Here is a 19,586-nt window from a genome sequence, read left to right on the forward strand (position 1 = left end):
ATGCGATCGTGCGACCGCAACAACTCACGCTTCCAGCCGGATAATCGCCTCTCCATCGCCAACGCCGGAGAACCACGCCCAGAGCACCATCAGACTACCACTTATCTACAACTGTAGTACTAAAGCGCCCTTGGAACCGCTTATTGCTCCCAATTGCCCCGTTATTGCTCGTCACTGTTGTTGGCGTGGCAGGCCCGATAAAGCAATGCCATTGAATCCGAAGCGCGCATCGCGTATTACCGTCTCAAACACAATACGTGACACGCGCCGAATGTCTTTATGCGAAGCAGTAGTTATCCTGTTACTTTTGCAGGCGCTGTAAAGCGGCAGATTCACGAACTCACTCATGGTCTTCCGCTCTACAACGTCGGCACTATGCAGGGGGCTTCAACAGGTCTCTCGCCCGCCTTTACTTCGCCATGCCGATACTCTGACATTTGCGCCAATTCCCCTGGGCTTGCAACTATCTGATGGACCACTCAGAAGTTTAACTTCATCGCCAATTGACCGATCCTCGGGTTGCCCGCAGCCGTAATAGCTCCAAATCCAGCACCGGACAAGGTTGTATCCGGGTCGCTAAGGTCCGGGTGGTTGAATGCGTTGAAGAACTCTGCACGAAACTGCAGTTTCAAGGACTCAGCCAAAGCAAAGTCCTTGTGCAATCCCATGTCCCAATCGAAATTGCCGGGACCACGCAAGCTTCCTTTCGCCGCGGTGCCGAAGCGGTAAGGATACGTCGCATAAATTGCCGCAGGAGTGGTACTCGCTGGAAGCGGTACGCTGAATGAAGCGGGGTTGAGCCAGTTCTTGCAGGCCGCCGTACTTGAGACGGCAACACAGGCGCTACCTCCGTGTGGATTTCCCGAGACGATCGCGCGATCGCTTCCATCGGTCAATGACTGGTCTGTGCCGGCGAAAGCCGTGAATGCATCTCCTGTCTGAGCAGACACGATGCCCGTCCACTGCCACCCTCCGAACGGGCCGCTCACGTACCAGGGAAGACTGTTCATCCGCGAAAGCTGCCACACATAGGACGCAACGAAGTTATGGGTGTGATCGAAGGTGGATGGACCGTACTCGAAACGGTTATAACCCGATTCATAGATCGGCATGCTGAAGTTGCCTGCTCCGTTCGCTTGCAGAGTCTGGTTCTGGGGAATATCATCCAGGCTCTTCGACCATGTATAGTTCGCCAGGATAGTAAAGCTCCGCGATAACTTCTTCTCCAAAGTAATCTGCAAAGAATGGTAGTTCGAAGCTCCAGTCTCCGTCTCTTCCCCAATGCTCGTGAGATTTGGCATATAAGTGCGGCGCGAATTCGACGAGAGAGCCGGGTTTCCATAGGGGCCCGGAGCGCCTGCATCATAGATGACCGGGTTCAATTGCTCGTCCCGCCGAATATGAAGGCCGCGTGAGCCTGCATACGCGAGCCGGAAGAGCCAACCAGGGGCAAACTCATCCTCGGCCGTCAGATTCCATTGATAGTTCACCGGCACCAGGAACTTTCGGGTTGGGTCTAAAGTAAGCGCGCTGATCGGCAGCGGGAAAACAAAATTCAATGGGGCCGGAAGAGTGAACGGAGGAGTGGATTGGGCGTTCAGTCCAAGATAAGGATTGCTGTAGCTGCCTGCTGGTGTGGTCAGTGAGATCGACGGGCTGAAAGGGTTCTCATCGACCGTATTCTGCATCATCTGAGAGATCACGCGCGAGTTGAAAAATGCACCCGCGCCGCCGCGGAGGCTGATTTTATGGTTTCCATAAGGATCCCAGGCAAATCCAAGACGCGGAGCAACGTCGTTGTAATCGGGCTTCGTTCCTCCTCTGGGAAATCCAGGATCGCCCGGAAAGGAAAGTCCCGCTGGAGCATTGATGTATACGCTAGAAACCGTTCCCGCCTTGAATGCTGCCGGATTGAATATCTCTTCACGGTTATGGATTTCGTTCCATGGCCGATACGGCTCATAACGAACACCGACCGAAAGCGTAAAGTGACTTGAAAGGCGCATGCTGTCTTCGGCGTAGATATCCACAAACGTGTTGCGCACGTTCATGATCTCTCCGCTTCCCTGCGAAAAAGTGCGCACACTGCCAAGCAGAAAATCCGACATCGAGTAACCACTTGCGTCTCCAGAAAAGCTGAAACTTCCGAACTGGCCATTCTGGTTATTCTCATCGAACCGCGCATATTCAACCTGGCCGCCGAGGCTGATGTTATGACGGCCTCTCGATATCTTTAGATCGTCGTAGAAAGTATAGTCATTGCGCACAAAGCCGCCGAAGGCGTGATCGCCAAAAGAGAACAAATTGGTCACGCTGATACCCTGCATGGCCTTTCTGCCACCGGGTTGGTACATGTTGACTCCCAGGTCGGTTAAATCCGGCGCATTTGTAGGCGGCACGTGCAGTCCGTTCACACGTGAGAAAGAGATACGCGCATCGTTCAGCAGGGTCGGACTGAAGTTATGAATCTCCTGAATCAGGGCATTTTGCGACGTGTTCGGCTGCCCATCGTTGTAAGTCAGAATATTGCCGTTGGAATAGATCGCCGGATTGCCGTAATTGTCAATGAAGTAGCGTCCCGTCAAGTGATCATTCGGCGAAATGGAATGATCGATCCGGACCATCTCTTCCTGAAAGTCCTGCGGCGCGAAAGGCTGAACGAAATGTACAAAACCGGTCGCGTCTGTAGCAGCGGGCAACAAAGCTACGGTATTAATTGCTGCCTTGTCGAAGAGGTTGGTGGGGATCTGGTTGTTCTGGAATGGCTGCTTGGTCGCAGGATTAATAAGCTGCTTCACCGCGTGAAGAGGATTATCCGGGCTGGATGCATCGAGAAGCGAGGAAAAATCTCCGGTTAGATTCGCCTGGGTGGGCACATAAGCGGAAGAAGCAGCCCCGATGTAATGAAAAATAGTTCCCTGAATGCCGAAGAAGAAGAACGTCCTGTTTTTCCCGTTGTAAAGTCGAGGAATTCGCACTGGTCCGCCAATGGTTCCGCCGAACTGATTGCGCTTGATATGGTCCTGGGCTATCGAAGCCCAGTTTCGCGCATTGAAAACATCGTTCCGGACAAATTCGAAGAGGTTGCCGTGAAAGTCATTGGTGCCTGACTTGGTGACCACGTTGACGATAGCTCCGGAATTCTGTCCATACTCTGCACTAAAATTGCTGGTCTGTACGCTGAATTCCTGCAGCGAGTCCGGCATTGGGAAAGGCTGGTTCACATTCGTGTATTGATCGACGTTATCGCCACCATCCAACTGATAGTTGACCGCTGTCTGCGAACTGCCATTGACCGATATGGTCACAGCCGCGGCCTGTCCGCCAACCTTCTGGTTCCCGAAGGTCGATGCCTGGAAGGCGCCCTCAGAGTTAGCGGATGTGGAACCCGCAACGAGAGTCGTAAGCGTTGCGGCGTTTCGTCCATTGAGCGGGAGGTCGAGCATTCTCTGCTGGTCGATTACTTCGGAGATGGTTCCCGTCATGGTGTCTACCACCGGCGCGCCCGCGCTTACCGTAGTACTCTCCGTCACAGAACCAACTTGCAGGTTGGCATCCACTGTGAGTGTTTGATCGACTTGAAGTTCGATATGTTGCCGGGTTAGCTTTTTGAAGCCAGGGGCCTCGGCATCCAACGTATATACGCTGGGCGGAAGCAAGGCGAGCGAATACTCGCCCTTTCCGTTTGTCTTGACCGAACGGGTCAGATTAGTTCTCTCGTTGGTTACAGTGACTTCAGCGTTTGCAACGCCTAATCCGGAAGGATCGATCACACTCCCGGATATCGTACCTAGGGATTGCGCCGTCGCGGTGCATTCCATAGCAAGACACAAAGCAATGAAAAATGATGATACCCATAACAACCGTTTCATGATGCTTATTCTCCGTATCTATTTCGAAGCACACCTACTGTTGATGGACTGCGTGACGCGGCACATCGGCGTCGATTAACAGAGCTCGGCTCCAATCAAGCGAACCGATTCTTTTAAAGTCCAGGTTGGTCGTTCTCGCACCGCTAACGCGATACGAGTGGGGAGGCGGGGGCAACGTGCAGATGCACTCCACCACGGAGTTGCGCACGTTGTTGAACCAGAGATGGGAAGCGGATTTCCCGCCACCATCCGTAAAGCCGAGCAGTTGCATTGCATTCACGTCATCGGCCACAATCGCCGGCAGTGCTTCCAGATCAGAAGTCTGTATTTGCAGGCCCCGCAAGGAAATCGTCGAGACATGGCGCATGAATAATCCGGAAGCCGGCAGCGGACCGAACATTGTAGGTTGCGGATACGCTTTTGGAGACTCGGGAATCGCTTCCAGAGCTTTGGAAACTGTGCTCGAGGTAACCATCGTTAGCGACATGCCATCGATGGAAATGCCTGTAACAGGAGCACCGGGAAGGCCTGCAATTACGCAGGGAAGCTTGGCGCCGCTCGCACTCACATTCGCGATTCGTATGGAGTTGACCAGACCAGGACCATTCCCGAAAGCGCAGTGGTCTCGATCATTGCGCAGAATCGCCAACGGAGTACCCACATCGCGCATCACGATGTTCGATATCGCCACGTTGTCGAGCGTTCCGCCATCCGCGGAGTAAAGAGCGATTCCAGGATTGCCGTGGCGCATGCCCATTCCACCCTGGAACACGCAATTGCTGACGGCAATATTGCGAAAATCTCCACAACTCTCCGTGCCACATTTAAAGTGGATGCTGGCCGTCCGCAAGATGCAGTTATCTACGGTTACGTACTCTGTTGGCCTGCGCTCCCCGAGTGCCCCACTACTCTTCAGGACAATAGCGTCGTCTACGGATTCGATAAAACAGTTGGAGATACGAACATACCGGCAACAATCGGGATCGATACCGTCGGAATATCCATTCTGAATCGTAACTCCATCGATCGTTACAAATTCACACCCCAGCAGGCTGATGTTATAACTCGGCGCATTGCGAATAGTGATGCCGCGAATGCTCAGATGGCTGCTGCGCCGCAGGGCGATCGGCTTTGGGCCGCCGCCCTTGGTTCGATTGCAATCGATGACCCCTTCGCCGAAGATGGCGACGTTCTCTACACTGTCACCTGCCAGAAGCGCGTTGCTGAAGTCTGCGGTACTCCGGTCCGCCTTCGGGTCATAGCTCAGCTTCTCCGCGGGAAAGAACTCTGCGGTATCGGGACTCATGAAAATCGTTGCGCCCGAGTCCAGCCAAAGCGAAACATTCGAACGCAACCGGAGCGATCCGGAAAGATAGCGCCCGGCCGTGATATGCACTGTACCACCACCGTGCTCGCCAGCCTGGTCAATCGCCCTCTGAAGCATCCGCGTGTCGCTGGTTGCGCCCTCAGGTCGGCCCCCAGGAATAACAACCACGACTGGGCTATCTGCCTGCATGGCCTGGGCGTGCTGCGCGACGACACAAGCCGCGATAGATCCGGTAATGAAAGTTCGGCGCGAAAGCGGAAGCAAGAATGACTCTCCTTTGAAGATGGATTAGTTGGATCAGCCGGCAGCCTGAACCCACAAAGAGGCCAGCGGAGTGTTGTGCAATCCGTCCACGTTATTTATGGAATGTGGACTGATGGATTTCCTTTCCATCGTCCGAAATTAACCGCACCACCAACTGGTGATTGTCCGCTTCTAACACTGTGAAGCCATTGCTCACTGCCTTGTAGTCGGAATGGCTATAGTTCGGGTATCTGAATTTATACAAACCGGCTCCCCCGCCACCATCGACGAAAAAATGCACACCGGCTTCTTCTTTTAACTCCTGTAAGTTATGGTCGTGCCCACATAGATACAGATCGGCCCGGTTGCGCAGCAGCGGTAACAGTCTCTGGATAAGATTCTGCTCGTCGCCTCGCGTAGCGGAGTATATCTGATAGTGGCCGTAGACTATCTTCCAGGTCGCTTTGCTCTTGGCCAACTCCGCGTCGAGCCACGCTAGTTCTGCATTAGGCAGCGAGGTATCAGAAAGCTCTATGGTATCGATAGCAAAGAATTGGACAGAGCCCGCAGTGTAGGTGTAGTAAGTAGCTGGCATGCGCCACGATGGGCTTCTCTCCGAATACATAATCTCCGCCGCAGGGCTGTCCGGGCGTCCATAGTCGTGGTTTCCGAGCGTGGCATAGAATTTAATTTCCATCGGTGCATAGAGATCCTCCCATTTGGATTTCCACTGCGGATCGTTGAGGCTTCCCGCTCCATTCGGATAGAAGTTATCGCCGAGAGTAAGTCCAAAATCGAAAGGATGTTCTTTCTGATATTCCCTCATCGTGGCCGCAACCTTGATCTGCGCGGGTGAGCTGGTACCGAAATCTCCCAACGCAACCACCCGTATGGGTTTGTCTTCCGGGACCAGACGGAAGACTGGAGGCGGTGTGCGCAGGAAGTTAGGAAGATTCATCTGCGTATCCCAACCAATCCATTGATCACCTTCGGTGCGGAGCTTGCCTGCACCGGCCAAATCCCCTTCCTTCCGAGCCTTTTCGGCGCGTGCTATCAGCATCTGTGCGTAGTTACCCCACTGCAGCCGTCGTATGGCTTGAGCCGCTTCGAGCGATACAGTAGAATCGCTGTCCTGTTGAGCTAGACGGACCAACGTTTCCCGCACGTTGTCCGGCAATTCGCCAGGCTTGGCATGGCGAATCCGAGATTGGATACCTTCCCGCAGGATGAGTCTGCGAGTCTCGGCCGACGTTTCCTGGCTTACTTTTTGCAATAGAAATTGCAAGCCTTGCGGATCGCTCGACAATCCCCGGACGACGAGTGCTAGCACCGCAGTCGGCGAAATCGAGGCTGCTTTCAAGGCCTCTTGCTGTGCTTGCTCTGTCGCGGTTAAATGCAGTGCCACCGCCTCATCGCTATAGGCGACCGGAAGCTGCTGAAGAATGGCCTGTGAATACGGAAGCTGAGGAGGATCGACAGGGTTCGGTTGCGCTTTGAGACTTTGTGCCAGGCAGAGCCCGATAAGACAGGAGGCAAAACAGTTATACCAGTAGCGGATCATGATTCCTCGTATGGTTAGTCTGTTGGTTCTTGTTCGTTCGACTTGTTTCTCGAATTGGATCGACTTACTATCGCTCGATACGGAAAAGAGTTTTCAGCCCACAGTCCATGTGCATCTGGTTGTGACAATGGAAGAGAGCGGGCCCCAGCCGTTCCGGCCTGACAATGAGATCCACAGCCTCATACGGACTGACCACGACCGTGTCTTTCACTATCCCGGCAGAAGGTATGCCATGAAGCCGCGCCAGTTCAAACGAGCAGCGGTGCAGATGCATGGGATGAAACTCTCCGCTCTCATTGGCAATGCGCAATCGGTAGTGTTTTCCCTGGTTAAGCACCGTGGTTAAGGAATCACGATTGTCCTGGCCCTCGCCGCGAAGCGCCCAGCGCTCGAAGCCGTCCTCGCCCAGCGGCAACCGGGTGATCCGAAATTGGAGCTGTTCCTGGCCGTATTCGGACTCCTTATCCTTGCCGAAGAGACCGTAGCTCCACGCCTCCGCTGCGGGTGCGGACCACACAGGTTCCCCGTGCGCCCCCGCATACTCCACCACGATGCCAAGTCCCCTTCCACGCGCTTCATCGTCCATGGAACCAAGCACCCATACGCCAGGCGAGCGCATCTCTACAATCGCGTCGATTCGTTCCCCGACGCCCATCTCAACAGTGGAGACATGTGCGGGACTCGGGACGCGATTGCCATCCAGGGCCTGCACCAGGAATTGGTGCCCTGGTAGCGCGAGTTGCAGACTCTCCGTCGCGCTGGCGTTCAAAAAATGAAACAGAACCCGCTCGCCTTGCCTCACCTGAATCGGCTCACCATGCCCAAGCGCCTTTCCGTTCAGTGAGGCAAACCTGTACTGAACGTCCCAGCCACCCTCTCCCATTTCGTTTTCAGCCTCAGCGTCAACGCGAAGATGAAGCATCTCCTCGGCGGATAGGGCCTCCTTCGTCATGTTCACGAAGCGCGGTTCCCATTCGTGGCTGGTGAGAAAGATCTCACGGTCGTAGGAACCCGCATCTTGCCTGGGCTCGACGTAAACAAACGCGAACTGGCCGCTGTACGTTCCAGCGGTTAGATTGTGATGGGCCATGGAGTGGCTATGCACGTAATAGGAGCCAGACGATTGCGGAGGCAAGGTATATCGCACGCGCCCGTGTGCCGGTACCGGCAGGCTGCCCTCTTCCTCGGTACCGTCGAATCGGGCATCCAGAGAAAAGCCGTGCCAGTGAACGTATTCCTCCACATCCGATTCGTTCTGGATTTCCATCTCAATCGGCCTTCCCTCCGCGAGGCGGATAAGCGGCCCAGGAACGCTGCCGTTGTACGCCATCGTGCGGACGGTGTGACCGGATGCAATCTCACTATCGAGCGGGGAGATGCGCAAGCAGACATCGAGGGGCGTTGCAGAAGCCGGCGCTATGCTGCTTGGGCACAGCAGTCCGGCGGCCGCCACCGGCGCAGCGGAAAGTAGAAATCGCCGCCGTGAGATCGCTGTGCCGGAATGGGCAGCCAATGTAGCATCGCCGCACCATGGCTCCCCACTCTTGCTTTTCATGAACCTTGCCATCGCCCCTATACCGGCATCCAATTCGCGATTGCCGGCCTGCCGGCATTAATGCGAGGAACAACCAGCCTCAAACATGCAGCAGGTGTCCTGTTAAGTAGCCTCTTCATGCATCGTGCCTTGAATGAGACCACACTAACCAACTTCGACCGCATGCAGAGAGTGAATTCGCAGCAACAACGCCGTTAAACGGATGAAATGGCTAATAATTCAACGATTTACATTCCATTCACAAGGGTTTTTCCGAGCTACTTTATACGGGACTTAACGTTATGACAAACGCATCGGCGGACGCAGACGGACGTTTCTTTGGTTCTCAGGCCGGGAAACTCGTAAGGGGACGCCAATCGCTACCCATTGTGTTGCGAAGTGGCGTTCACGAAGAATTCACGGCAGTAGTATCTACTCTTTTTAAATCGGCAGTGAATTCTGTTCGGTCGCATTCATGGGAACCGAAACCCTTCAAACTACGACATGGAGCACCCTGGTCGAGGATCCTCGCTGGCAACTCGTCGAACGTATCGTTGCCTCCGCTTACTTCGCGAAATCCGATCGGCTATGCAGGCTTCTTCTTTACATCTGTGAACTGTCCCTGGAAGGACGAGACGACGAGATCAATGAAGTTAACATCGGATGTCGTCTCTTTGGCCGCTCTGGTTATGACCCCTCGATTGATGGAATTGTGCGTTCCCATGCCAGCCGAATGCGGCAACGGCTCCAGCAGTATTTTGAAAACGAAGGCTCGCAGGAACCGATTCGTCTACTTGTACCGAAGGGCGCCTACGTTCCCGTCTTCATGCCGCGCTCGCTGGAAGAACAGGTGCAGGAACCGGCTCCCACGGACACTACCCTCCCTGACGCCAGCACAATTCTGCGCGGAGATTTGCGACCGTCCGGACACGCTCGCAATCATTCCCTCGTATGGATATTGAGCGTAGCGCTCTCCCTGGTAAGCATCATGGCCATGGGTCTGGCAGCTCGCCTGCACAACCGCGCTCCCGCTCCGGCCCCAACCTCCGCCTCAAGCAGCTTCTGGTCGATGCTCCTTGCGCAGCATCCCACCACCATCGTCCTCTCGGACGCAAGCTTGGCAATCCTGCAAGACATCACCGAGCACAGTGTAGACCTGCACGAATACGCCAGTTCCAACTATGTGGTGCACATCACCAGCCCAGGCGCATCCGCTGCAGAATCAGAGATGTTGAAAGACCTGGCGACGCGGCGCTTTACATCCTTCATCGATGCCGGCATCGTGACTCAGTTTTATCATCTCCCCGGGATCAATCCGGACTGGATCAAGATCCGCTACGCGCGAGATCTTCGTCCTACCGACCTCAAGGACGGTTCGGTGGTCCTACTCGGAACCCGGGAGAGCAACCCCTGGGTCGAAATCTTCGAGACCCACATGAACTTCGTCTTCCGCAATAAACTGCGTCAACGCGGTTTTTCTATTATCAACCGTTCGCCGCGCGGTGATGAGCTCTCGCAATACGACTTTGATCCGTCGGATCCCGCGCATCAGGTCTACGCGGTCGCCGCGTTACGTCCCAGTCTCAGTGCTTCTGGATACGTCCTGATTCTGGAAGGCACCTCTGCAGCCGGCACCGAGGCTGCCGCGGACTTCATGTTCAACGACACAAATCTGCAGCCGTTCCTGAACAAGATCAGGAACCCTAACGGATCTCTTCCCTATTTCGAAGTCCTGCTGGAGTCTAGAAGTGTGAACGGCGATGCGTCGCAACTGAAAATTGTTGCTTATCGCAACTCACAGGATTGAGTGGAAGCAGACAAAAACTTCAAGATACAGCAGGGGTGGAGGGGTGGCGTGATTGAAGTCGAAGTGTAGCGCAGAACCTACAACTATGCGGACCTGAGTATGCCAGAAAATCCTGAGCAGAAGAAACATGGACAAAGGCGGCACTCCCAATGGACAAGGAAAAGCAGCAAACCTTGGTCATCGAGTGCCCATTTGTCCAGAAGATTTACTTTCTGTTTCAGCATGCACTCGGAGTGCAGCCTCCTCAGGGACCGCTAGACTGTGCCGAGGCGGCATGCAGCAGTCCAGGACTCTTCCTCCCACGTACCCGCGTGAATTCGCCGAAAGAATGAGCCGCGTCTCTTTGTGGAGGCAGAGCGGGAGCACGAGGAGCACCAACGAGAATGGCATTCCATCGGCCTTCTCTTCCTCGTATCCAGCCAGAACGCGAGAGAGAACAACGCCACAGAAGGCAGGATTGAAAAGTGTTTTGAGTTCGAACGGACGTTGCAGCCAGGATTTCATGCGTTGACCGCCAGCACTTCGCGAAGTCGCTTGAGGAAGAACGGGTGCCAATAGATTCGTGGCAGAGGGTTGATGTTGGCCAGGATGTGAAAACACCCTCGGACCACGTAGGGCTCCGTTACCCTCTCGCGAATGCGAAGCGAACTTATGTTGCCGCTTTCGAGATCCGCCCATTGATATAGTTTCTGGCCCGCCTCGCGAAGTACCGTTTCTGCAGTTTCACCATTGAGTTTTTCGAAAACCACGTCGCGGTATCTCGACCACTCGTCTTCGAGGCGGTCTTCATATTCTTCTAATTCCCCTGAGATCAAAAGATTTTCGCGAGCCCAAGCGGACCGTTGTTCATAGGCACGATAGTAGTCAAGAATCGTGTTGCGGATGCGTGATGAAGAGATCCCGATCTCACGCAACTGACGAACGAACAGTCTTTCGTCACCATCAGTATCAATCTCACCTTCAGGAACCTTGCCTCTGAAGGTAATTGGTACCAGTCTCCTGCTTCGCCGACGCACTGTGGACTCCAGTGAGCCCAGATGCCGAATTTGGCATCCTGATACCACTCCGGCGCCTCGTATTCCAGCAATGAGTCCCACGTCGGTTTGAACGGACCGGAGCCGCAAGATCGGCGATGGGCGACTGCGAAGGCACATCGTCCCACATTCCACCTGCAATGGATTGTGCTGCGGGGCTGTAGTTCCAAACGGGCTGTTGCCAGGCCGACTCGTCTAACCGCTCTGCGACGATCTTGCCGTCACTGACTTTGTAGAAGACCCTCTTCTCCGGCGGCAATGCGCAGAACTGGGCATAGTCCTGCGTGTATTGGTGGAAGCCGCTGGGCAGGGCTGGCTGGTTATCCTGCGAAGCCTGCCCATAGGATGGAACAGTCTCGGATGCCGCAGCCATCGCGAGTAGTTTGCAGAAGTCTTGTCTGTGCACAGCGCTCTCCTTCCCCTGCTGAAATCAGCCGACATCGGCTATTCCGGTAAGTCGATCTGACCTTCGATGTGGAACTTTCCGGTTGCTACGGGCACGCCTGTGTCCGGTTGGCCTCCACCGATGCTGATGGTGTAATCGCCTTGAGCGATGATGGGAGTTCCGCTCTCGGTCACCATTCCCAGGTCGCGATCCTTCAGGTCGAAGTGAACCTTCTGGCTTGCACCGGGTTCCAGATGGATACGCTGGAACGCACGGAGAGCAACGTGCGGAGCACCCTTCATGCTGGGGAATTTGACATAGACCTGGACTACTTCATCTCCGCCGACTTTGCCGGTATTGGTGACGGTCACATCGGCGCCGACTGGCTGGCCCGCGGAAACGGACTGGGTAGGAATTGTCAGATCACTGTAACTGAAGGTCGTGTAGCTGAGCCCGTATCCGAAGGAATAAAGCGGCTTGCCTTCAAAGTAACGGTAGGTGCGGTTGGCCATGCCGTAGTCCTCAAAGTTGGGCAACTGGTCGACGCCGGTATAGAAGGTGACTGGGAGCCTTCCTGCGGGATTGTTCTTGCCGCTCAGCGTTTCCGCCACTGCCGCTCCGCCCTCTTCACCGGGATACCAGGACTCGAGGATGGCGTTGGCGTGCTTGTTGATCCAGTTGACAGCCAAGGCGCTGCCGTTGAGCAGCACGACGGCCATGGGTTTGCCGGTCGCCGCGACGGCTTCTACGAGCGCTTCTTCGGGTTCCGGGAGGTCGATGCTGGTGCGGTCTCCGCCGAGAAATCCGGGCACAGTCACCGGCATCTCTTCCCCTTCAAGCCTGCTGGTAATGCCGACGACGGCGATGACGACATCCGCGTCTTTGGCGGCTGCAATAGCCTCTGGCGACGGCGCATCATTCACTTTGGCCCAGATGAGCTGAGCTTGCGGGCCGGCCGGCAGGCTGCCATAGTCCAGGCTCAACTCAGCCTTCTGCCCTTTGACCAGATGGGCGCGGCCGGTGGCTGCATCGACGTCGTCGTAGGTCACGAGGGTGGCAACCTGCTTGCCGTCGATCGCGAGCCTTGCGAAGCCTTTGCCGTGCACGCCGAGGAGATAATCGCCGCTTTCGGTGGCTGTGATTGAGCCTGCCCAATGCACTGCAACGGTGCTCTTGCCGACGATCTCAGATGGGAGGCTGCTCTTGGAGAGATTGACGTTGGTTTCAGTTCGGGTGGCGAGTGCAGGGCTCGATTGAGGGCCGCGTACACCGGTGGACTCGCGATATTCCGCTTTGAGGCCGGGCTTGCCGTCGGGAGTTGTCAGTACCGCGTCCGGAACGGGGTCGCCATCGTTGCGCAGGAACTGGGTTCCCGAGATGAAGGTGATCTTTGCGTTCGGGAACTCCGCTTTGAGACCGTCGAGGATGGAGACGCTGTGGGTCGGTCTGCCTGCATAGTTGCCGAGTAAAACCCTGGTCTGATCGGCAAGTGCGCCGACGACAGCAATCTTTCTGACTCCGGGTTTGATGGGAAGAATTCCATCGTTCTTGAGCAAGACCATGGACTCGTTGGCGAGCCTGCGGGCGAGGGCGCGATGTTCGGCGCTATCCAGTTCTTTCTCGTCGATCTTTGAGTAGGGAACCATCTCCGGAGGATCGAACATGCCGAGCTTGATGCGCGCCGTGAAGAGACGAATCAGTGCTGTGTCCAGCGTGCTTTCAGGCAAGTAGCCCTGCTGGACTGCATCGATGTACGCTTTTTCAACTGGCTCGCCGAATCGCGATGTGAAGGTGACGCACTCGTTGTCCATACCGCGAATGACCGAGATGGCCGCGCCTTGCGCCTGGGTTGGACGATAGCGATGATTGGCGGCAACGTCCCGGACAGCGTCGCAGTCGGAAACGACATATCCTTTGAAGCCCCACTTGCCGCGTAACTGGTCCTGCAGCAGATATTGGCTAGCGCATGCGGGCTCGCCGTTGATGGCGTTATAGGCGCACATGACTGAACCGGCCTTGCCTTCGATAATGGCGGCGCGGAAGGCGGGCTCGTAGGTGTCCACCTGATCGTGCTTGCTCACGTCAACATCGGCGAAGTGGCGGGTTGGCTCCGGCCCGCTATGCACCGCGTAGTGCTTGGGTGTTGCGATTGCCAGGTAGTACTTTGGATCCTCGCCCTGCAGGCCGGTGACGTAAGCGACGCCCATGCGGCCGGTGAGGAACGGGTCTTCTCCGTAGGTCTCCTGTCCACGGCCCCAGCGCGGGTCACGGAAGATATTCAGATTGGGAGACCAGAAATCGAGGCCTCCCATAATGCCCTTGTGTCCTTCGCGCACATTCTGCACATGCTTGATGCGCCCCTCGATGCCGATCTGGGCCGCCATGGTGTGGATGGCTGATGGATCGAAGGTGGCTGCCAGACCTACGGGCTCTGGATACTCGGTTACGCCGTCGTTGATGACCCCGTGCAAGGCTTCACTCCACCATTGATAGGCCGGCACGTTGAGCCGCGGAACTGCTGCCGAATTGTTCTGCATCTCCGAGGCTTTCTCGGCAAGAGTCATGCGGTGTACTAGATCGGCAGCCCTCTGTTCAGGCGTAAGATTCGTGTCCAGATAAGGAGAAGTCGCCGCACTTTGAGCGACCGCCGGCTGCGCGGCGAACGCAAAGGAAAGCGATCCAGCTCCCAGGACAAGTCTTTGCATCATGCGGATCATGCGTCGTGTTTTCATGTTTGGACCTCAGGCTTGGTTTTGGCGCAGACCGTGTTGCGGCCGCACTATCTTGCTCAAGAATGACCCGCCGCCGATCACACCACGCGGGCCATTCACTTTGAATTTCGCTTTCTCGGCCGCCGCTTTAGCGCGGAGCACCCGATTCGCTTCCGGACTGGAACAGACGCGGAGCAAAGTCTTTTAAATCGCGGCGCCATGTCTGCCATTCGTGATCGGTGCCGGGCGACTCGTAAAACACGTGCTGGACTTTTCCTTCGTCGAGCGAGGCGTTCAGGCTCTCGAGAGCGGCCTTCATCCGTTCCGGTTCGTTCGTTCCCACGCCGATCCAGAGCAGATGCACTTTCTTTTGAAAGGCAGCGGGGTCAGCTAGGGCGCCGTTGAAGGCAGTCTTCAAATCAGGCTTCTCGCTACTGCGCATCATCGCTATTCCGTTCGCTCCGCTGAAGCCGCCGATGTATGAGAAGAGATCGAGATGGTTGAACGTGACCTGGAAGGTTTGCATGCCGCCCATGGAAAGCCCCGCCATCGCCCGATGCTCACGATCCGGAAGAGTGCGAAATGTCTTGTCGATAAAGGGAATCAGCGCCTGAGTCATGTCGTCTTCAAACGCGCCCATCCGCTCCTGCATTACCTTCAGGAATTCTAGAGAACCGAACGGCGTTCCCGTCATATCAGGAACAACATATCCGGCGCGGGTGGCATACCCGTTCGCCATGACGACGATCATTGGCTTGGCGCTCCCGCTGGCTATCAGGTTATCGAGAATGAAATTTGCCTTGCCTTGCCGTATCCACCCACTCTCATCCTCGCCTCCGCCGTGCTGCAGATAGAGCACCGGGTAGCGTGTCTTCGCGGTGTCATAGTCCGGGGGCAGGTACACGAATGCGTCCCGCCACGTTCCCGTCACGCTGGAGTGATACCAGACCTCGCGCACTTGTCCATGCGGAACATCCTTAGGCTGGTAATAATCCACTCCAGCTTCAGGCACTTCGACGGCACTCGCCCATTTGCTTCCACCAAAGTAGGCGGTGCTGCCCGGATCGCTGACCTCGGCGCCATCGACATTGATCACGTAGTAGTGAAGCCCGGGAGCCATGGGCGGCGTTGTGACCGTCCAGAATCCGTCAGCCTGCTTCTCCATGTCCACCTTCGGACCACTCCAGAAATTAAGCTTCACCGTCGTGGCGCCAGGCGCTTTGAAACGAATCTGCACATGCGAATTGCCGTCAACTCTTGGATACTGCGCGTCCAGAACGTTCGATGTTGCGGGCTTGAAATCACCTGAATTCTGCGCGGCGCAGAAACTCGCTGCGAACAACATCAACAACCCGATCAATTTCATTCCAATCTCCGTAAACGTCTTCTCTTCTCAGCCAATTCCCAGCAGGACGGGCAGGGCTCTTTATGTCAGAGGCATAATAGCGCATCGTTATCCAGAAATAAAGCGATTTATTGGCTTGTACACCAAGCCTCGGCCGCCGTATATTTGGTCGTTCCTTAATTTTTGGATTGTCCGGCTCGCCTGCGATGGAAAACGTTTGCCCGCAGACGAACAGGCTTACAACTCCGCCGGACTATGCCGCATCACGAGAGAGTCAAATGATTTCGATACCTTGGAGTTTTCGACGCAGGGCTCTTGTCGTTGCTTTGTCGGCCCTATCGCTTTCTCCCGCGCTTTGGGCGCAAACGAAACCGGTGAACGCCACCATCGATGTCTCAAGGACCGGCGCTCCTATCTCGAAGAACATCTACGGCCAGTTTCTCGAGCATGGCGGCGACATCGTCAACAACGGCATCTGGTCTGAGTTGCTCGTGGATCGCAAGTTCTTTTACCCGGTCGCGGCCAGCGCGCCGAAACCACCGCCGGTGATGGGCAACGCAGCCGGGAACCCGCGCTTCAACCGCATTCCGACGCGCTGGTGGTCTCCCATTGGCGGCGACGGGGTGGTCATCATGGACGCCAAGGCGCCTTACACGGGTGATCAATCGCCGCTTGTCAAACTCGCCGCTAAAGAACCTCACGGCTTCAAGCAATCGGGAATTGTGGTTCGCAAAGGCAACGCCTACACAGGTCGCATCGTCCTGGCAGGCTCTCCGGGCGCTGTTGTCCAGATCACGCTGACGTGGGGCAAGGAAGCCACCGATCGCCAGACCATTACGATCCGTACGGTGGAACCTGCATACCGCAAGTTTTCGCTGCATTACACGGCCGCGGCTGACACCGATGATGCAACACTCGAGATCACCGGCACAGGCACAGGCTCCTTCCACGTCGGCACGATCTCGCTCATGCCCGCGGACAACATCGAAGGGTTTCGCCCCGAGATCGTTGCCGCGCTCAAGCAATTGCGCTTCGGCGTACTTCGCTTTCCCGGCGGCAACTTCGTCTCCTCTTACGAGTAGCGCAACGGTGTTGGGGAGATCGATAAGCGACCGCCTATCTTCGATCCTGTCTGGCACGCGGTGCAGCCAAATGATGTCGGCACGGATGAATTTTTGACGCTGTGTCGGCTGCTTGGGGTAGACCCGTACATCACGGTGAACGCCGGCTTCGGCGACGCATGGTCAGCGCGCGAACTGGTCGAATATACCAACGGTGCCGCTTCCACGCCGATGGGGAAATGGCGGGCCGCAAATGGCCATCCTGCGCCTTACCAAGTGAAATGGTGGGGTGTGGGCAACGAGCCATGGGGCGACTACCAGATGGGCTCGATGTCGCTCCCGCAATTCGAGTTGAAGCACAACCTGTTCGCAAAAGAGATGAAGAAGGTGGACCCATCTATCAAGCTCATTGCTGGCGGTGCGATGCCGGACGTGATGGAGGGCGCGGACCAGGCGAGACGCATCAATGGCCAATATGTTCCCGACTATCTCTCCGCTGCCGACTGGACCGGCCAGATGCTGCTGAACTGTCTCGATAACATCGACATGATCAGCGAGCACTACTACGCATCCGGCACGCAGCACACCGACATAAAGCTGCAGAAGAAGGTGCCCATCGATCCTCCTCTGTCGTTCATCGAGTGGCAGCGTGCGCCGGCAGTCCAGGTCCGCGCGAAATACGAGCATTATCAGGAATACCTCAAGCGCATCTCCGCGCTCCGCGCCAAGCCCGTCCCGATAGCTATCGACGAATGGGCCTACTTCGGTGGCGCACCGAATTCCTACAAGACCGTCCCCGCCTACGCATGGGCCTTTCACGAGATGTTCAGGCATTCCGACGTTTTTCAGATGGGTGCCTTGACCTTTGCGACTGCAACGATGAGTTCCAACCGCACCGAAGCCATCCTCAATCCCACGGGCATGCTTTTCAAGATGTACCGTGATCACTTCGGCACCATCCCTGTTGAGGTGAGCGGAGATTCGCCGCAGCCCAAGCCCACGTTTCCGCCCGGCGGCGACCAGCCGGCGGTTAATCCCGGCAGACTACCTTAGCCACTGGAGCAGGTCGGGAATTCAATTCGCTCTCCGCGGTCACGTGCACCTTGCACCCGATGGGCCCGTTGCCCAGATCCAATTATCGACCATGCGAGGAATGATTCTCTGGTCTGCACGATTCAGCGGTGAGTCGCTGCAGGGTAAATCCAATGAGATCGCATCCACTGTTTACAACTCGTTCCTTAGTTCCACATCCCCTGACAATCGAAACGGGTCTAGAGCATCCACTCTTGAGAATTGAGACTCGATAATGCACAATCTCAGGCCATTCCGCACATTCATCAACGCGAAGTGCGGTTTATCCTTTTCACGGTGATCTCACTTTCAGCACTGAAGTGTCGGCAGTAGATACGGACCAAGCAGGGATGACGTTTTCGTACGCAGCGCAGCGAGGTTCAGGTGTCCAACGGACAAAGCTCACATTCGAGACGCAGTTTTCTAATGGCTTGGCTGTCGTGACGATCAGTCGGTCTAGAGCAGTATCAAGATATCTATACCCGCCGGGTTTAAAAAGATTTATAGTTTCATTCTCTGGTTCATTGGCCGCGACGAGATATCTATGGGGCGAGCGTATTCGGACGATCTTCGGTTGCGGATATTGGAAGCCTATGAGCGCGGAGAAGGCAGTTGCCGTGCGCTTGCGGCACGGTTCGGGGTAAGTTGGGAGTATGTGCGGAAAGTGCGCCAGCAGCAGGTTCGCAGCGGGCACAGGAAGCGTTTGGTGCAATCGCGGTTCGGCGTTCGGAGCCGGGTAACGGAGCAAGTGAAGGCCCACATGCTGGTTCTGGTCGAGTCGCAAGCCGACATCACGATCACCGAGTTGCGTGAGCGTCTCGAGGCCGACAAGGGCGTCCCGATGAGTTGGACACTTGTCCAACTGTGGGTGAAGCGGCTCGGACTGCGGCTCAAAAAAAGTCGCTCCATGCAATCGAGCGGGACACAGAAGCCAATCGCGAACGTCGCGCCGATTTCCACCGCCGCATCCTCTCGACCGACCCGCAACGATTGATATTTCTGGATGAAAGCGGAGTCACTACGTCGATGACGCGGCTACGCGCCCGAGCCTTGGGCGGCCAGCGCATCCATGAGGCAACGGCCGGCGGTCATTGGAAGATCATGACTGTTCTGGGAGCCATGAGTACACGCGGCATACTTGCCGCCATGACCATCGAAGCGGCTACAGATGCCGACATCTTCCTGGCCTATTTGGACCAGGCGTTGTGTCCGGTGTTGCGGCCAGGCGATGTGGTCGTGATGGATAACTTGAGTTCCCATAAGGTGCAAGGCGTGTCGGAAAGAATCGAACGAGCCGGAGCCGAACTGCTCTATCTTCCGCCCTACTCGCCCGACTTGAATCCCATCGAGAAAGCCTGGGCCAAAATCAAGCAACTGATTCGTTCGGAAAAACCACGCACCAATGAGGCTCTTCAACAAGCCATCGCTGAAGCCCTCCAAAAGATTACTCCTCAAAACGCTCAAGCATGGTTCAGACTTACTCTGAATTGGGTACAGTTATCGTGATAATGCGCTAGATCATTTTCAAGGATAGTGTAGACTGATGGTCGGCGAATCTCCGGCGACGCAAAAGCTATGGCGCGAGCCTTCGATGATGATTTGCGGCGAAAGTTTTTGGCCGCGTATGACCGTGGC

The 19,586-nt window shown here is 55.9% G+C and carries 12 protein-coding genes and 2 pseudogenes; 5 read left to right on the plus strand and 9 right to left on the minus strand.

The window, feature by feature from the left end; genetic code table 11:
• Positions 1–479: 479 nt before the first annotated feature.
• From ABSG47_RS14370 to ABSG47_RS14385, 4 genes are all read right to left on the minus strand, one after another.
• Positions 480–3,872 carry a carboxypeptidase-like regulatory domain-containing protein gene (locus ABSG47_RS14370; RefSeq protein WP_424170387.1) on the minus strand — a complete coding sequence of 1,131 codons (3,393 nt, stop codon included), beginning with the start codon at positions 3,870–3,872 and terminating at the stop codon, positions 480–482.
• 34 nt (positions 3,873–3,906) lie between these two features.
• The gene (locus ABSG47_RS14375) at positions 3,907–5,463 is read right to left on the minus strand and encodes a glycoside hydrolase family 28 protein (protein ID WP_424170388.1); all 1,557 of its coding nucleotides are present in this window, start codon (positions 5,461–5,463) and stop codon (positions 3,907–3,909) included.
• A 91-nt stretch (positions 5,464–5,554) separates the two neighbouring features.
• Positions 5,555–7,003, minus strand: a complete 1,449-nt coding sequence (locus ABSG47_RS14380) for a metallophosphoesterase (protein WP_424170389.1) — start codon at positions 7,001–7,003, stop codon at positions 5,555–5,557.
• 67 nt (positions 7,004–7,070) lie between these two features.
• On the minus strand, positions 7,071–8,558 hold the full coding sequence (locus ABSG47_RS14385; protein ID WP_424170390.1) for a multicopper oxidase family protein: 1,488 nt from the start codon (positions 8,556–8,558) through the stop codon (positions 7,071–7,073).
• Positions 8,559–9,012: 454 nt separating this feature from the next.
• On the opposite strand from ABSG47_RS14385, the gene ABSG47_RS14390 reads away from it, so the two are divergent.
• Positions 9,013–10,344 carry a hypothetical protein gene (locus tag ABSG47_RS14390; protein ID WP_424170391.1) on the plus strand — a complete coding sequence of 444 codons (1,332 nt, stop codon included), beginning with the start codon at positions 9,013–9,015 and terminating at the stop codon, positions 10,342–10,344.
• Positions 10,345–10,521: 177 nt separating this feature from the next.
• Here ABSG47_RS14390 and ABSG47_RS14395 read toward each other — a convergent pair whose 3' ends face one another.
• The 5 genes and pseudogenes from ABSG47_RS14395 to ABSG47_RS14415 form a co-directional block, all read right to left on the minus strand.
• On the minus strand, positions 10,522–10,848 hold the full coding sequence (locus tag ABSG47_RS14395; protein ID WP_424170392.1) for a three component ABC system middle component: 327 nt from the start codon (positions 10,846–10,848) through the stop codon (positions 10,522–10,524).
• A complete protein-coding gene (locus tag ABSG47_RS14400) occupies positions 10,845–11,360 on the minus strand; it encodes an ABC-three component system protein (RefSeq protein ID WP_424170393.1) in 516 nt (171 codons plus the stop codon). The genes ABSG47_RS14395 and ABSG47_RS14400 overlap by 4 nt, the downstream gene beginning before the upstream one ends.
• A gap of 26 nt (positions 11,361–11,386) precedes the next feature.
• Positions 11,387–11,506, minus strand: a pseudogene (locus ABSG47_RS14405) (hypothetical protein); the annotation flags it as partial.
• A 316-nt stretch (positions 11,507–11,822) separates the two neighbouring features.
• Positions 11,823–14,495: a glycoside hydrolase family 3 C-terminal domain-containing protein gene (locus ABSG47_RS14410; protein WP_424170394.1), complete on the minus strand. Its 2,673-nt coding sequence runs from the start codon at positions 14,493–14,495 to the stop codon at positions 11,823–11,825.
• A 127-nt stretch (positions 14,496–14,622) separates the two neighbouring features.
• Positions 14,623–15,840: an alpha/beta hydrolase gene (locus ABSG47_RS14415; RefSeq protein WP_424170395.1), complete on the minus strand. Its 1,218-nt coding sequence runs from the start codon at positions 15,838–15,840 to the stop codon at positions 14,623–14,625.
• Positions 15,841–16,097: 257 nt separating this feature from the next.
• Here ABSG47_RS14415 and ABSG47_RS14420 point away from each other — a divergent pair, with 257 nt between their 5' ends.
• The 4 genes and pseudogenes from ABSG47_RS14420 to ABSG47_RS14435 all read left to right on the plus strand — a co-directional run bounded on the left by ABSG47_RS14420 (position 16,098) and on the right by ABSG47_RS14435 (position 19,457).
• Positions 16,098–16,901, plus strand: a complete 804-nt coding sequence (locus ABSG47_RS14420) for a hypothetical protein (protein WP_424170396.1) — start codon at positions 16,098–16,100, stop codon at positions 16,899–16,901.
• Positions 16,902–16,916: 15 nt separating this feature from the next.
• Positions 16,917–17,933: pseudogene (locus tag ABSG47_RS14425) on the plus strand (alpha-N-arabinofuranosidase); the annotation flags it as partial.
• A 562-nt stretch (positions 17,934–18,495) separates the two neighbouring features.
• On the plus strand, positions 18,496–18,945 hold the full coding sequence (locus ABSG47_RS14430) for a helix-turn-helix domain-containing protein (protein ID WP_424170398.1): 450 nt from the start codon (positions 18,496–18,498) through the stop codon (positions 18,943–18,945).
• On the plus strand, positions 18,864–19,457 hold the full coding sequence (locus ABSG47_RS14435) for an IS630 family transposase (protein ID WP_424170399.1): 594 nt from the start codon (positions 18,864–18,866) through the stop codon (positions 19,455–19,457). Before ABSG47_RS14430 ends, ABSG47_RS14435 begins: the two co-directional genes overlap by 82 nt.
• The last annotated feature ends 129 nt before the right edge of the window (positions 19,458–19,586 follow it).

Source organism: Occallatibacter sp. (assembly GCF_049510455.1).
In the GTDB taxonomy this organism is placed as follows: Bacteria; Acidobacteriota; Terriglobia; order Terriglobales; family Acidobacteriaceae; genus Telmatobacter.

What these genes read in the sequence shown, in the direction of transcription:
- ABSG47_RS14370 (WP_424170387.1), bottom strand. Translation starts at nt 3,872, where the DNA reads ATGAAACGGTTGTTATGGGTATCATCATTTTTCATTGCTTTGTGTCTT.
- ABSG47_RS14380 (WP_424170389.1), bottom strand. Translation starts at nt 7,003, where the DNA reads ATGATCCGCTACTGGTATAACTGTTTTGCCTCCTGTCTTATCGGGCTC.
- ABSG47_RS14385 (WP_424170390.1), bottom strand. Translation starts at nt 8,558, where the DNA reads ATGAAAAGCAAGAGTGGGGAGCCATGGTGCGGCGATGCTACATTGGCT.
- ABSG47_RS14390 (WP_424170391.1), top strand. Translation starts at nt 9,013, where the DNA reads ATGGGAACCGAAACCCTTCAAACTACGACATGGAGCACCCTGGTCGAG.
- ABSG47_RS14395 (WP_424170392.1), bottom strand. Translation starts at nt 10,848, where the DNA reads ATGAAATCCTGGCTGCAACGTCCGTTCGAACTCAAAACACTTTTCAAT.
- ABSG47_RS14410 (WP_424170394.1), bottom strand. Translation starts at nt 14,495, where the DNA reads ATGAAAACACGACGCATGATCCGCATGATGCAAAGACTTGTCCTGGGA.
- ABSG47_RS14415 (WP_424170395.1), bottom strand. Translation starts at nt 15,840, where the DNA reads ATGAAATTGATCGGGTTGTTGATGTTGTTCGCAGCGAGTTTCTGCGCC.
- ABSG47_RS14420 (WP_424170396.1), top strand. Translation starts at nt 16,098, where the DNA reads ATGATTTCGATACCTTGGAGTTTTCGACGCAGGGCTCTTGTCGTTGCT.
- ABSG47_RS14430 (WP_424170398.1), top strand. Translation starts at nt 18,496, where the DNA reads ATGGGGCGAGCGTATTCGGACGATCTTCGGTTGCGGATATTGGAAGCC.